The 13,735-nt window shown below is 66.7% G+C and carries 12 protein-coding genes and 1 tRNA gene; 11 read left to right on the top strand and 2 right to left on the bottom strand.

Annotated features, from left to right (window positions below; all coding sequences use genetic code 11):
- Positions 1-7: 7 nt before the first annotated feature.
- Positions 8-1,474, bottom strand: coding sequence for an MDR family MFS transporter (locus ACYVII_RS10435; RefSeq protein ID WP_460534626.1), 1,467 nt, complete (start codon positions 1,472-1,474; stop codon positions 8-10).
- A 349-nt stretch (positions 1,475-1,823) separates the two neighbouring features.
- Here ACYVII_RS10435 and hisS point away from each other — a divergent pair, with 349 nt between their 5' ends.
- On the top strand, positions 1,824-3,107 hold the full coding sequence (hisS, locus tag ACYVII_RS10430) for a histidine--tRNA ligase (protein WP_460534624.1): 1,284 nt from the start codon (positions 1,824-1,826) through the stop codon (positions 3,105-3,107).
- 17 nt (positions 3,108-3,124) lie between these two features.
- Here the strand turns inward: hisS and ACYVII_RS10425 are convergent, their stop codons facing one another.
- Entirely contained in the window at positions 3,125-4,096 is a 972-nt protein-coding gene (locus ACYVII_RS10425; RefSeq protein ID WP_460534622.1) for an N-acetylglucosamine kinase, read from the bottom strand.
- Between the two features lie 93 nt (positions 4,097-4,189).
- Between ACYVII_RS10425 and ACYVII_RS10420 the strand changes: the two genes are divergently transcribed.
- The 10 genes from ACYVII_RS10420 to ACYVII_RS10375 all read left to right on the top strand — a co-directional run bounded on the left by ACYVII_RS10420 (position 4,190) and on the right by ACYVII_RS10375 (position 13,496).
- On the top strand, positions 4,190-5,194 hold the full coding sequence (locus ACYVII_RS10420) for a MurR/RpiR family transcriptional regulator (RefSeq protein ID WP_460534620.1): 1,005 nt from the start codon (positions 4,190-4,192) through the stop codon (positions 5,192-5,194).
- On the top strand, positions 5,191-5,946 hold the full coding sequence (locus ACYVII_RS10415; RefSeq protein WP_460534618.1) for a sugar isomerase domain-containing protein: 756 nt from the start codon (positions 5,191-5,193) through the stop codon (positions 5,944-5,946). Before ACYVII_RS10420 ends, ACYVII_RS10415 begins: the two co-directional genes overlap by 4 nt.
- 72 nt (positions 5,947-6,018) lie before the next feature.
- Positions 6,019-7,398, top strand: coding sequence for a type 2 periplasmic-binding domain-containing protein (gene ngcE / locus ACYVII_RS10410; RefSeq protein ID WP_460534616.1), 1,380 nt, complete (start codon positions 6,019-6,021; stop codon positions 7,396-7,398).
- Positions 7,395-8,399, top strand: a complete 1,005-nt coding sequence (locus tag ACYVII_RS10405; protein ID WP_460534614.1) for a carbohydrate ABC transporter permease — start codon at positions 7,395-7,397, stop codon at positions 8,397-8,399. Before ngcE ends, ACYVII_RS10405 begins: the two co-directional genes overlap by 4 nt.
- Positions 8,396-9,298, top strand: a complete 903-nt coding sequence (locus tag ACYVII_RS10400) for a carbohydrate ABC transporter permease (protein WP_460534612.1) — start codon at positions 8,396-8,398, stop codon at positions 9,296-9,298. The genes ACYVII_RS10405 and ACYVII_RS10400 overlap by 4 nt, the downstream gene beginning before the upstream one ends.
- A gap of 177 nt (positions 9,299-9,475) precedes the next feature.
- Positions 9,476-10,756: a phosphopyruvate hydratase gene (eno, locus tag ACYVII_RS10395; protein ID WP_460534610.1), complete on the top strand. Its 1,281-nt coding sequence runs from the start codon at positions 9,476-9,478 to the stop codon at positions 10,754-10,756.
- A gap of 39 nt (positions 10,757-10,795) precedes the next feature.
- Positions 10,796-11,245, top strand: a complete 450-nt coding sequence (locus tag ACYVII_RS10390) for an FtsB family cell division protein (RefSeq protein WP_460534608.1) — start codon at positions 10,796-10,798, stop codon at positions 11,243-11,245.
- An 18-nt stretch (positions 11,246-11,263) separates the two neighbouring features.
- On the top strand, positions 11,264-11,779 hold the full coding sequence (locus tag ACYVII_RS10385) for a DUF501 domain-containing protein (protein WP_460534606.1): 516 nt from the start codon (positions 11,264-11,266) through the stop codon (positions 11,777-11,779).
- 39 nt (positions 11,780-11,818) lie between these two features.
- On the top strand, positions 11,819-13,237 hold the full coding sequence (locus tag ACYVII_RS10380) for an NAD(P)/FAD-dependent oxidoreductase (RefSeq protein ID WP_460534604.1): 1,419 nt from the start codon (positions 11,819-11,821) through the stop codon (positions 13,235-13,237).
- 185 nt (positions 13,238-13,422) lie between these two features.
- A tRNA-Leu gene (locus ACYVII_RS10375) sits at positions 13,423-13,496 on the top strand.
- Positions 13,497-13,735: the final 239 nt, after the last annotated feature.

Below are 13,735 nucleotides of genomic sequence, written 5' to 3'. Positions count from 1 at the left end.
GCGCGAGTCACTGCGCGGCTGCGGTCTCCGTGGACGCAGTGGCGGTCCCGACCTCTGACGAACGCCTCGTCGGCATCAGCAGCACGGCCACGAAGAGCACGAGCGCGACGATCGCGATCGCGAGGAACACCAGGTGCGTCGCGACGGCGAGCTGCGGGCCGTGCGGCGCGCCATCCGGACCGATGGTCGCGTTCGCGTTGACGATCGCGCCGAACACCGCAACGCCGATCGCCGAACCGATCGAGCGGGCGAACATGTTCGTCCCCGTCACCAGGCCACGCTCCTGCCAGTCCACCGAGCTCTGCGCCGCGATCAACGTCGGCACCGCCGTGAGCCCCATCCCTGCGCCGATCACGAAGCAGAACAGTGCCACCAGCCACACGCTGGTCCCGGTGGCGAGCGTGGTGAGCAGCAGAGTGCCCCCTACCACGATCACAGAGCCGATCACCGCGGTCGACCGGAACCCGATCCGCAGATAGAACCGGCCAGCGATCGAGGAGGTGAGCGGCCAGCCGACGGTCAGCGCAGCCACGGCGAATCCGGCGATCAGGGCACTCGTGCCGAGCACGTTCTGCGCGTAGATCGGCACATACGTGGTGAGGCCGAGCACAACGGCGCCGATGATCAGCGACGCCACGGTGGAACTCCAGATCACGCGGCGCTTCAACACGCCGAGCGGCAGAATCGGATGCTCCGCCCTGAGCTCCACGAGCACGAACGCCACGAGCGCGGCGCCACCCACCGCGAAGACGGCGATCGACGTGGCCGACGCCCACGCCCAGGCAGTGCCGCCCTCGAGCAGCCCGAGGATGACGAGCGCCGTCCCCACGGTGAGCAGGATGGCGCCCGCGTAGTCGATGCGCGGGCGCGTGCGCTCGCCGTGGTTCTTCTCGCTGAACTTGCGCCACAGCATCCACGCCGCCAGCAGTGACAGCGGGATGTTGATGAAGAAGATCCAGCGCCAGCTCACGAACTCGCTGAACACGCCGCCGAGCGTCGGCCCAACGACGGCCGAGATGCCCCACACGCTCGCGAGGTATCCCTGCGCCTTGGCGCGCTCCTTCAGCGTGTAGATGTCGCTCGCGATGGTCATGCTCATGGGCAGCACCGCACCGGCGCCCAAGCCCTGCACGATGCGCGCCGCGATGAGAACCGGCATCGACCACGCGAACCCCGCCAGGATCGACCCGGCCAGGAACAGGCCGATGCCGATCAGCATGAGGTGCTTGCGGCCGAAGAAGTCGGCGAGACGCCCATAGATCGGCACCGAGACGGCCTGCGCGAGCACGTAGATCGAGAACAGCCAGGGGATCTGCGAGAAGTTGCCGAGTTCGCGGGCGATCGAGGTGGACGCCGTGGCGATGATCGTGGAGTCCAGCGCCACAAGCGCCGTCGCGAGCATGAGCGAGAGGAGGATGGGACCGCGCTCGGAGCGCAGCCCTACGCCGTCGCGCGGAATCGTGTTCTCTGACATCGCATGATGCAATCCGGATGCCGCCTCCGCTATTCCCCGCGGACGGCGCGGCGACGGACCGTCCGCGTGCTGCGAAGCGGGAGCCCGACGATGGAGTCGAGGACGGCTCGGGCTCGGAGCAAGCGGTCGATCGAGTCGGTGATGCGCGCACGTTCGGCAGCGATGCCGTCGGGACTCGACGCCAGTGCTTTGCGGGCAACACAACAGACCATCGAACGCGCGATGCGCGACGGCCATGGTGAAGCCGGCCTGGCGCTCCTCTCGCGGTACGTATAACGAAGCCGGTAAGTGCCTGCAGCGGAACCTCGACCGCAAGAAGGGCCCGGCTCGGCACTGAAAGAATGGACCCATGGCCCAACCCGTGAACCCGCCCCGCGGCATGCGCGACTTCCTCCCAGCCGACAAGGCCCGCCGCGAGCACGCGCTGGGGATCATCCGCTCCAGCTATGCGGCGCAGGGCTTCGATGAGATCGAGACGCCGGTCATGGAGGATGCCTCGCGACTGCACTCGGGACTCGGCGGCGACAACGAGAAGCTCGCGTTCGGCATCCTGCGCCGAGGTCTCACGCGGGAGACGGTCGCGGAGCTGGCGACGGCCGGCGACCTCGAGGCTCTCACCGATCTCGGTCTGCGCTTCGACCTCACCGTGCCGCTCGCACGGTTCTACGCCAGCCACCGGGCGGCGCTGCCGAGCGTGTTCAAGTCCATCCAGATCGCGCCGGTCTGGCGGGCGGAGCGCCCGCAGAAGGGCCGCTACCGGCAGTTCGTGCAGTGCGACATCGACATCATCGGCGAGCAGGGCGTCATTGCCGAGATCGAGCTGATCACGGCGACGATCGCCACGCTCGACGCGCTCGGGCTCACCGGCTGCACGATCCGGATCAACCACAGGGCGATCCTGCGCGGACTGATCGCGTCGTGGGGTGTGGCCGAGGCCGACTATGAACGCGCCATGATCACGATCGACAAGGAAGACAAGATCGGGGTCGACGGCGTGGTCGCCGAACTCGTCGAACTGGGTCTCGTGCCGGAATCCGCCTCGGCCGTCGTCGCCGAGAGTCTCTCCGGCCTTCCCGACGACGGCTGGAACCTCGACCGCGGCGTCGTGCCACCGCCTGCCTGGCTCGACACGGATGCGTACCGCAGCCTGCACGAGATCCGGGATGCGGTCGCCGCCGTCTCTCCCGGCACTCCGCTGGTCTTCTCGCACAACCTGGTGCGCGGAATGGGCTACTACACGGGCGCGATCTTCGAGATCCAGCACCCCGAGTTCGGGTACTCGCTGGGCGGGGGAGGCCGGTACGACGGCATGATCGGCCGCTTCCTCGGCACCGATGTGCCCGCCGTGGGCTTCTCACTCGGGTTCGAGCGCATCGTCGACCTGGTGGAGGTGCCCGAGCAGGCCGCGGGAGACGCTGTGGTGCTCGTCTACGACCACGACGTCGACGCGCCGACGCTGTTCCGGCTCAAGGCGCAGCTCGTGGACTCCGGCGCCCGGGTGCGGGTGGAACGCCGCGTGAAGAACCTCAAACCGCTGCTGGCACGCCTGGCGGATGCCGGGTACACGCGATTCGCGCCCGTCACCCCCGCGACGACCGAGGTCGACGACCTGCAGTTCCGCGACCTCGGCTGACCGGCAGCGGCTACCACCTAACCGCGCAGCGACTCCAGAGTCTCCCGCACCCGCTCGAAAACGTCGCGATCGACGGTGACGCCGTTGTGGCGAAGCGCCAGCACCGCAGCACCCACCGCGCCATCCGCCACCGAACGCACCTCTGTCACGCCGGAGAGACCCTCGACGGGCAGTCCCAGCGCTCCGAGCACACCCCCACCGCACACGACGGGCCCGCGCACGGCGGCGGTGTCGATCGCGGCGAGCGTCGTGTGCAAGGCGGCACGGGCATCCGTCACGATCCTGCTGGCGACGTCGTCGTCGCCGGCCTTGAACACGAGCGGCGCGAACCTGGCGAGCTCGATCGGACGCAGGGCGTACACCGCGTCGAGCAGCAGCCGAAGGGACTCCGGCCGTCCATCGTAACCGGGCGTGTTCGACGCGTCGGCCGGCACGTTCAGCACCCCCAAAAGTAGGGGAGTCAGTGACGTGCGCGGACCGCGCCCGTCCAGCTGCGCGGCGACCGAGCGCACCACCTGCTGGCCCAGCCAGAACCCGGAGCCGTCGTCGCCCAGCAGCCAGCCAAGGCCGTCGGCCGAGAGGTCCTGCTGCCCGCCCCGCACCCGGATCGCGGCGGCGCCCGTGCCGGCCACCACCGCGTACCCGTCCGCCTCCCACGCCCCGGAGCAGAACGTCGCCAGCAGGTCGGACTCCAGCACCACGCGACCCCGCACATCCACCGCGTTCAGGGCGGCGGTGATCCAGTCGGTGGAGACGTAGGTGCGCGATCCGGCCATGGCGAGCACCGCTGTGTCGGCGATCGCGGACACGGATGCCTGTGCCAGCGCCGACCGCACCGCGGCCACCACTTCTCGTGCGGCATGTTCGGTACCCGACGAGATCGGATTCCCCGATCCCGCCTTGCCGTAGCCGAGGCATTCGCCCGTGGCCGTGAGCACCACCGCGCGGGTGGACGTGCCGCCTGCGTCGACGGCGAGGAGATTTCCCATAGGTTGCGTTTCGATTTCGGAGCTTGATAAGCGGGCCAGATGTCCTGATAATACTTTTCAGCCAGACCCCGACGAAGTGAGACGGATTTTCACATGAATGCTTCCCCCGGAGTGACCAGCGACCAGGGCGCCGTCCCGGCCGCTGCGGGCCCGGGCGTCGGCATGCGCATCCAGTCTCGCCTTCCCCAGATGTCGCAGGCAATGGCGAAGATCGCCTCGCTGCTGCTGGAATCCCCGGATGCCCCGCTGCGGCTCTCGATCACCGAGCTCGCCGAGTCCGCCGGTACTTCGCCCGCGACAGTGACGCGATTCTGCCGAACCATCGGCTTCTCCGGCTACGTGCCGCTACGCGTCGCCGTCGCATCGGATGTCGGCCGCGAGCGAGCGCGCGAGACCTGGAGCGAAGACATCGGCCGGGCGTTCGGCCCGGACGACTCGCCCACGCAGGTCATGAGCACCCTGCTCACCGCGCACACCCGGTCGCTGCACGAGACGGCGGAGCTCATCGACCTCGCCCGGCTCGAGCGGATCGCCACGCGCGTGGCCACCAGCCGCCATGTCGACCTGTACGGCATCGGCGGCAGCGCGATCATGGCCGAGGAGATGCAGTCCCGGCTCTACCGCATCGGGATCAACTCGCACTTCTGGCCAGAGGTGCACTCGGGCCTCACGAGTGCCGCGCTGCAGGACGAGCATTCGGTCGCCATCGGCATCTCGAACACCGGTCTCACCGAAGAGACCATTCAGATGCTCGAGTGCGCCAAGTCGACCGGTGCCCTCACGATCGCCGTCACGAACTCACCGGACTCGCCGCTGGCGCAGTTGGCGCACGAGCACATCGTGACTCTGGCGCACGAGCAGTTCCTGCAGCCCGACGACCTCTCGGCCAAGCACTCCCAGCTGTTCGTGCTCGACCTGCTCTATCTGCTGGTCGCACAGCGCAACTTCGGGCGTACGACGACGACGCTCGCTGCGTCTGCACTCGCGGTGTCCCCGCACCGCCGCTCGACACGGGGTCGCAGACCGCGCGACCTGGAGAAGTCCGGTCGCACCACCTCCGAACGACGCGAGGACTCACACGAAAAGGAGCACGCATGACCCGCCTCTTCGACGACTTCCGGCACGAGGCCGAGACGCGCATCGCCGCGTTGACGGCCGAGGCGGATGCCGGTGCCCTCGACCCCGCCATCGACCTGCTGGTCGACGCGGTCGTGGCAGGCGGCGTGCTCCAAGCCTTCGGCACGGGGCACTCGGAGGCGTTCGCGATGGAGATCGCCGGACGGGCGGGCGGACTCATCCCCACGAACCGCATCGCCCTGCGCGACGTCGTGCTGCGCGGCTCTCGCGAGGTGGACATCCTGGGAGGCAGCAGCCTGGAGCGCGACCCGGCGATCGTCGACGAGCTCTTCGAGCTGACCCCGGTGGGAGAGCACGATGTCTTCCTCATCGCGTCGAACTCCGGTGTGAACGGCTCCATCGTCGGCATGGCGCTGAAGGCGAAGGAGACCGGTCACAAGGTGATCGCGGTGACCAGCCTCGAGCACACCGACGCGGTCGAGCCGAAGCATCCGAGCGGCAAGAAGCTGCGCGACATCGCGGATGTCGTCATCGACAACAAGGCCCCGTACGGCGACGCCACGCTCGAGTTGTCCGGCGGGGTGAAGGCCGGCGCCATCTCGTCGATCACGGCGGCGTTCATCGCGCAGCTGCTCACTCTCGCCGTCGCCGAGCGCATCGGCGAATCCGGGCAGACCCCGCCCGTCTACATCTCGGCGAACATTCCGGGCGGGGACGAGCACAACCAGGCATTGGAGGACCTCTATCGAGACCGAATCAGCCGGACCGCCTGACCATCCGGCGATCCGGCCGCACCTGACGCACCACCAACACATTCGAGAACACGGAAAGGCAACATACCTACCATGACCACAGAAAACAGAGGACTGGACCGGCGCATGTTCCTGCGCGGCGCCTTGGCCGCCGCGGTCGCCGTGCCGATCACTGTCTCGCTCGCATCCTGCTCCAGCGGGAGCGGCAACGGTGGCGGCGGTGGCGGCACGAAGTCGGCGTCGAACCCGTTCGGCATCAAGCAGAGCTCGAGCATCGAAGCCGTGATCTTCAACGGCGGCTACGGCTACGACTACGTCACCTTCGCGGCGAACCTCGTCGACAAGAAGTGGAAGACGAAGTCCAAGGTCACGCCGCAGACGAACATCGCGCAGTCGCTGCAGCCTCGCTTCGTCGGTGGTAACCCGCCGGACCTCATCGACAACTCGGGTGCGAACCAGATCGGCTTCAACACGATCCTGAAGAGCCTCGAGACCCTCGACGACGTATTCGAGGCGAACAACTACGAGGGCAAGAAGATCTCCGACACCCTCTACCCGAACGTGAAGACGCCGGGCACCTTCAGCAACAAGTTCGTTGCGATGAACTACGTGATGACCGTGTACGCGATCTGGTATTCCGCCACCCTGTTCGAGGAGAACGGCTGGACCCCGCCCAAGACCTGGGACGAGGCGACCGACCTCGGTGCCAAGGCGAAGGCGAAGGGCAAGTACCTCTTCGTCTGGGGCAAGGAGGCTGCGACCTACTGGCTGACGCTCGCACTCGACTCGGCCATCAAGGAGGGCGGCATGGACGTGCTCAACGCGGTCAACAACCTCGAGAAGAACGCGTGGTCGCAGAAGCCGATCCAGGATGTCTTCAACGCGTTGGGCAAGATCGTGTCGCTTGGGTACTTCATCCCGGGCGGCGCCGGAACGCAGTTCACGGCCGCACAGGCGAAGTGGAGCAACGACCAGCAGGCGATCCTGTATGCATCGGGTGGCTGGATCGAGAACGAGATGAAGAAGGCGACCGCGCCGAACTTCAAGATGACGGGTGCTCCCGCGCCGACGGTGACGACGAGCCCGAAGATGCCGTACGAGTCGCTTCGCGCGGCGGCCGGTGAGCCGTACATCGTTCCCTCGCAGGGTAAGAACGTCGCAGGCGGCAAGGAGATCATGCGTGCCATGCTCTCCAAGGACGCCGCGACGAACTTCTCCAAGACGCGTCTCGCGCCGACCATCGTCAAGGGTCTCGTGCCCTCCGACGGTTTCGGTTCGACCGCGCTCGTGTCCCAGACCAAGATGCTCGACGCCGCAGGCTCGAACATCTTCGACTGGGAGTTCGCCAGCCTGTACGGTCTCAACACCGACCAGCTCGTGATCTGGAACTCGTTCCTCTCAGGGGCTGCCACGGTGGCACAGTTGACGCAGCAGATGCAGGCGATCTCGGACAAGGCCGCGGCATCCAAGTGACCGTACCGAACAGCACCACGACGACCGGGGGGCGGCTCGCCCCGCCCCCCGGGCGCCGCCGTACGACCAAGTGGACCTTCGATCGGGTCAGCTTCATGGCGGTGTTCCTCATCCTGCCCCTGGCGATCTTCCTGATCTTCGTGATCCTGCCGTTCGTCCAGGCGATCTACTACTCGCTCACCGACTGGGGCGGGTTCTCGCCGACGATGAACTTCATCGGCTTCACGAACTTCATCAACCTCGCGCAGGACTCGACGTTCATGCACGCGGTGCTCAACTGCATCCTGCTGGGCTTGATCGTGCCTTTCGTCACGATCTTCGTCGCACTCGTCATCGCGAGTGTGGTCACGGTCGCAGGCCCCAGCAAGGGGCAGATCCGCGGCATCAAGGGCTCGGGCTTCTACCGCACCGTCTCGTTCTTCCCGTACTGCATCCCGGCCATCGTGATCGGCCTGATCTGGGCGGAGGTGTACGACCCGAGTTCCGGCCTGTTGAACGGTTTCCTCACCGCGATCGGCCTTCACCAGTTCACGAACTTCGCCTGGCTGGGCGTGGTGGCCACCGCGATGCCGGCGTCGATGTTCGTCATCATCTGGGGCTTCATCGGCTTCTACACGGTGCTGTTCGTCGCAGCGATCAAGGCCATCCCGGCCGAAACCTACGAAGCCGTGCGCCTCGACGGTGCAGGACGCTTCCGCACCGCGATCTCGATCACGATCCCGTCGATCCGTGACAACATCCAGACCGCATACATCTATTTGGGTATCGCGGCCCTCGACTCCTTCGTCTACATGTCCGCGCTGTTCCCCAATGCCGGCGGACCGGCCAACACGACACTCGTGATCAGCCAGGACCTGTTCAACACGGCGTTCCGCAAGGGCCAGTTCGGCTACGCAACGGCGATGGGCGTCGTTCTCGCGGCGATCACGCTGCTGTTCGCGGCGATCGTGTTCGCGGTGAACCGGCTGAGCAAGGGACGAGAAGAGAAGGGCCGAGCATGACCGCCACCGCCTCGACCGTGAAGGCCGGCACGGCCGGCCTCAAGCCTTCCCGTAACAAGACGAAGCTCACCGGCGGCGACGTCGCCGTCGGCACCGCCTCGCACGTCCTGCTGGTCGCCTGGTCGCTGATCGTGGGCATCCCGCTGCTGTGGGTGTTCATGTCGTCGTTCAAGACGACGAAGCAGATCCTCGACAGCCCGTTCAGCCTGCCGCAGAAGCTCGACTTCACGAACTACGTCAACGCGTGGAACGGGTCGGGCATCGGCAGCTACTTCGCCAACACCCTGATCGTGGTCGTGAGCGCACTCGTGATCGTCATGATCCTGGGCGCCATGTGCGCCTACGTGCTCGCACGTTTCAAATTCTTCGGCGCCCGGGCGATCTACTACCTGATGCTCGCCGGCCTCACGTTCCCGCCTTTCCTCGCGATCGTGCCGCTGTTCAAGATCCTGCAGGGCATCGGCCTGCTGAACACCCTGCCCGGCCTGATCCTCACGTACGTCGCGTTCGCGCTCCCGTTCACCGTCTTCTTCCTGTACTCCTTCTTCCAAGGGCTGCCGGACGAGATCTACGAGGCAGCGCAGGTCGACGGCGCCAGCGAGTGGCGCACGTTCTTCCAGGTGATGCTGCCGATGGCCACCCCCGGCATGGCAGCCGTCGCGATCTTCAACTTCCTCGGCCTGTGGAACCAGTTCCTCCTGCCTGTGGCGTTGAACTCGAACCAGAGCAACTACGTGCTCACCCAGGGCATGGCATCCTTCGCGTCGCAGGCGGGGTACTCCGTCGACTTCGGCGCGCTGTACGCAGCCGTGGTCATCACGGTCATCCCCGTGCTCATCGTGTACGTCTTCTTCCAGCGTCAGCTGCAGGGATCGGTGTCGCAGGGCACCAGCAAGTAGCAGGCAACTCCACGTCAGCGGGCGGTCGTCATGAGGACGGCCGCCCGCTGCTGTGCAACGCCCAGAGCCCCGCCCTAGCGCGGATATAGACTTGGCCGCGCCGGGCGCTCGCCCGTGCCCCTGTCGGCGCCGTCGCCGGCGACACCCCCTCACCCATGAAGAAACAAGGAGACCGTTGTGGCTTTGATCGAGGCTGTAGGCGCTCGCGAGATTCTGGATTCCCGCGGCAACCCGACCGTCGAGGTCGAGGTGCTTCTCGAAGACGGCACCGTGTCGCGTGCGGCTGTTCCCTCCGGCGCATCCACCGGAGCGTTCGAGGCGTACGAGCTCCGCGACGGCGACAAGTCGCGCTACGGCGGCAAGGGCGTCGAGAAGGCCGTCGACGCGGTGCTCGACGAACTGGGCCCGGCGATCGAGGGTTTCGAGGCATCCGAACAGCGTGCGGTCGACGCAGCGCTCATCGAGGTCGACGGCACCGAGAACAAGAGCCGCGTCGGAGCCAACGCCATCCTGGGCGTGAGCCTCGCTGTCGCCCGTGCCGCGGCCGACGCCGCCGACCTCCCGCTCTTCCGTTACGTGGGCGGCCCTAACGCACACTTGCTCCCGGTGCCGCTGTTCAACGTCATCAACGGCGGCGAGCACGCCGACAACGGCATCGACATGCAGGAGTTCTTCCTCGCGCCGATCGGCGCATCCACCTTCCGGGAGGCGCTGCGCTGGGGTGCAGAGACCTACCACGTGCTCAAGTCCGAGCTCAAGGCGGCGGGGTTCAGCACGGGCCTCGGCGACGAGGGCGGCTTCGCCCCCGACCTGCCGAGCAACCGGGAGGGTCTCGACTTCCTCGTCAAGGCGATCGAGAAGGCGGGCTTCACCCCGGGCAGCGACATCGCACTCGGGCTGGATGCCGCGGCCACCGAGTTCTTCGACGACGGCGTGTACACGCTCGACAAGAAGCAGTGGTCGGCGCCCGAGCTGATCGACTACTACGCCGACCTCGTCGACTCGTACCCGATCGTGACGATCGAGGACGGCCTCGCCGAAGACGACTGGGAGAACTGGCAGCTGCTCACCGAGAAGCTCGGAAAGAAGATCCAGCTCGTCGGCGACGACCTGTTCGTGACCAACCCGAAGCGCCTGGCCAAGGGCATCGAGCTCGGGGTCGCCAACTCACTGCTGGTCAAGGTCAACCAGATCGGCACCCTCACGGAGACGCTCGACGCTGTCGCTCTGGCGCACCGCTCCGGCTACACCACGATGTTCTCGCACCGCTCAGGCGAGACCGAGGACACCACCATCGCAGACCTCGTCGTGGCGGTGAACTCCGGTCAGATCAAGAGCGGTGCACCCGCTCGAAGCGAACGCGTCGCCAAGTACAACCAGCTGCTGCGCATCGAGGAGGAGCTCGACACGGCAGCAGAGTACGCCGGCCGCAGCGCCTTCCCGCGCTTCACGGCGTAGCTCACGGGATTCGGGGCGGGCGTGCACCAGACTGGAAGCATGCCCGCCTCGAACGTTCGCGCCTCCGCGAAATGGCTGCGCGGCATCCGCTTTTCCTGGTTCAGCCTTGTGATGCTCGGCCTCGTCGTGCTGGGTGTGCTGGTCGTAGCGCCCACGCTGAACCTCTACGTCGACCAGCAGCACCAGATCGCGAAGCTCGAGCAGAGCAACGCCGACACGGCGAAGAAGGTCACCGATCTGAACAAGCAGGTCGCGGACTGGAGCGATCCGGACTACATCAAGGCCCAGGCCAGGCAGCGACTGCTCTTCGTGATGCCGGGGGAGACCAGCTATCTTGTGATCGACGACCGGCCGCCGGCACCTAAGAAGAATGACGCACCGGTGAGTTCGAGCATCCAGAAGACCAAGTCGGACTGGCTCACCACGATCGCCGGATCGTTCCTCACTGCAGGGCTGACCGACCAGACGGCCGCGCAACTCTCCCGATGAATTCTCCAGAGTGATCCGATGACAACACCCCCGTTCGATGCGGTGTCGGCGCGCGACATCGAGGTCGTCTCAGCACAGCTCGGCCGCCCGGCACGTGGCGTGATCGGCATCGCCGCGCGATGCGTGTGCGGCGCTCCCACCGTGGTGGCCACCGCGCCACGGCTGCCCGGCGGTGCACCCTTCCCGACGCTCTACTACCTGAGCCATCCGGCCGCGACGGCCGCGATGTCGAGGCTGGAAGCATCCGGAATCATGGCCGAATTCGGCCGGATGCTCGAAGATGACGAAGAATTGCGTGCTGCCTACCAGCGTGCTCACGCCGCATACCTCGCCGACCGTGACAGCGTGGAGCATGTCGAGGAGATCGACGGATTCTCCGCCGGCGGCATGCCCACCCGGGTCAAATGCCTGCACGCGCTGGCCGCGCATGCGCTGGCGGCAGGACCGGGAGTGAATCCGATCGGCGACCTCGCGCTGGCGCGTGGCGACTGGTCGCCGGATGCGTGCGAATGTGCCGACTACCCCGTGCGGTAGATTGGACTCATACTTTTCGTTTCAAGGAGACGCTGCACTGTGCCCAAAATCCTGATCGTCGGCGGCGGATACGCCGGCTTCTACACGGCCTGGAAACTCGAGAAGTGGCTGCGCAAGGGCGAGGCAGAGGTCACGCTCGTTGACCCGCTTCCCTACATGACGTACCAGCCCTTCCTCCCCGAGGTCGCCGCTGGTGAGATCGAGCCGCGCCACGCGGTCGTCTCCCACCGCCGTCACCTCAAGAAGACGAACGTGATCACGGCGAAGGTCACCTACGTGAACCACGCCGAGAAGAAGGCGACGATCACGCCGGCGATCGGCGAGCCGTGGGAGTTCGAGTACGACCAGGTCGTGGTCACCGCCGGTGCGGTGAGCCGCACGTTCCCGATCCCGGGCGTGGCCGACCAGGCGATCGGCCTGAAGAACATCGAGGAAGCAGTCGCGATCCGCGATCGCATCCTGGGCAACTTCGACAAGGCTGCGGCGCTCCCGCCCGGGCCGGAGCGCGAGCGACTGCTCACGTTCGTCGTCGTCGGTGGTGGATTCGCCGGCATCGAGGCCTTCGCCGAGATGCGGGCGTTCGCGAGCGCGCTGCTGAAGCAGTACCCGCAGATCACGTTCGAGGAGACGCACTTCCACCTGATCGAGGCGATGGGCCGCATCATGCCCGAGGTCTCGCTGCCCACGAGCCACTGGGTGATCAAGAACCTGGCCGAGCGCGGTGCGCAGATCCACCTGGAGACCCAGCTCTCCAGCGCGGTCGACGGCCACATCGAGCTGTCCACTGGCGAGAGCTTCGACTCCGACCTGATCGTGTGGACGGCCGGTGTCATGGCGAACCCGCAGATCGTGCGGCACACCGACCTGCCGATCGAGGAGCGCGGACGACTCCGCGTTCGCGCCGACCTGCGCGTCGGAACCGATGACGACATCATCGCGGATGCCTGGGGCTGCGGAGACGTGGCGGCCGTTCCCGACCTCACCGGCTTCGGTGTCGGAGGGTACTGCGTTCCGAACGCCCAGCACGCCGTGCGTCAGGCAAAGCTGCTGGCGAAGAACATCGTCGCGGCGCTGCGTGGCGAGGGCATCAAGGAGTACTTCCACAAGCCCCTAGGTGCGGTGGCCGGTCTCGGCCTCGGCATCGGTGTCTACCAGTACAAGAACCTCGCCATCAAGGGCCTGATCGCATGGTTCATGCACCGCGGATACCACGGCCTGGCCATGCCGAGCTGGGAACGCAAGTGGCGCGTGCTGGGCGACTGGTGGCTGGACTTCTGGCTCGGCCGCGACAACGTCTCGCTGGCCGCCGTGCAGAACCCGCGAGGCGTCTTCGAGGAGTTCGCGGCGCGTCCGAAGCCTCAGGTCGAGGCGGCCTCGCCGAAGAACGACGCCGCGCCTGCCGCGGCCAAGAAGCCGGCGGCGAAGAAGGAGCCGGCCAAGGCATCCGTCGCCAGCTGAGTACGACGTCGAACGGCCGCGCGGGCGAGACCTGCGCGGCCGTTCGTGTCGCCGTCGCACTGCCTGCGCCGAACCACCCTTGAAGTGCCGAGCCACCCAGGAATCGGCGCGAATTCGCGGGTGGCTCGGCAACATGCGGGTGGCTCGCGGCACGAAGGCGGCTAACCTGCGTGTAGCTGCGCGGCGCCCCCGTAGCCCAATCGGCAGAGGCAGGCGACTTAAAATCGCTTCAGTCTGGGTTCGAGTCCCAGCGGGGGCACCGAGGATTGAGGGCTGGAAAAGCGAGCTCGCTCGCTTTTCCAGGCCGATTGACTCGGTTGAGCGACGCGGGCACCGCGTCGCGAGCACAAGCGATTGACCCGTGAAGCCGCGAGCACAAGCGATTGACCCGTGAAGCCGCGAGCACAAGCGATTGACCCGTGAAGCCGCGAGCACAAGCGATTGACCCGTGAAGCCGCGAGCACAAGCGATTGACCCGTGAAGCCGCGAGCACAAGCG

The organism is Humibacter ginsengiterrae, from assembly GCF_054780115.1.
Note: the sequence above shows the minus strand (reverse complement) of the source record. Positions and strands in the feature narration are given on the sequence as shown.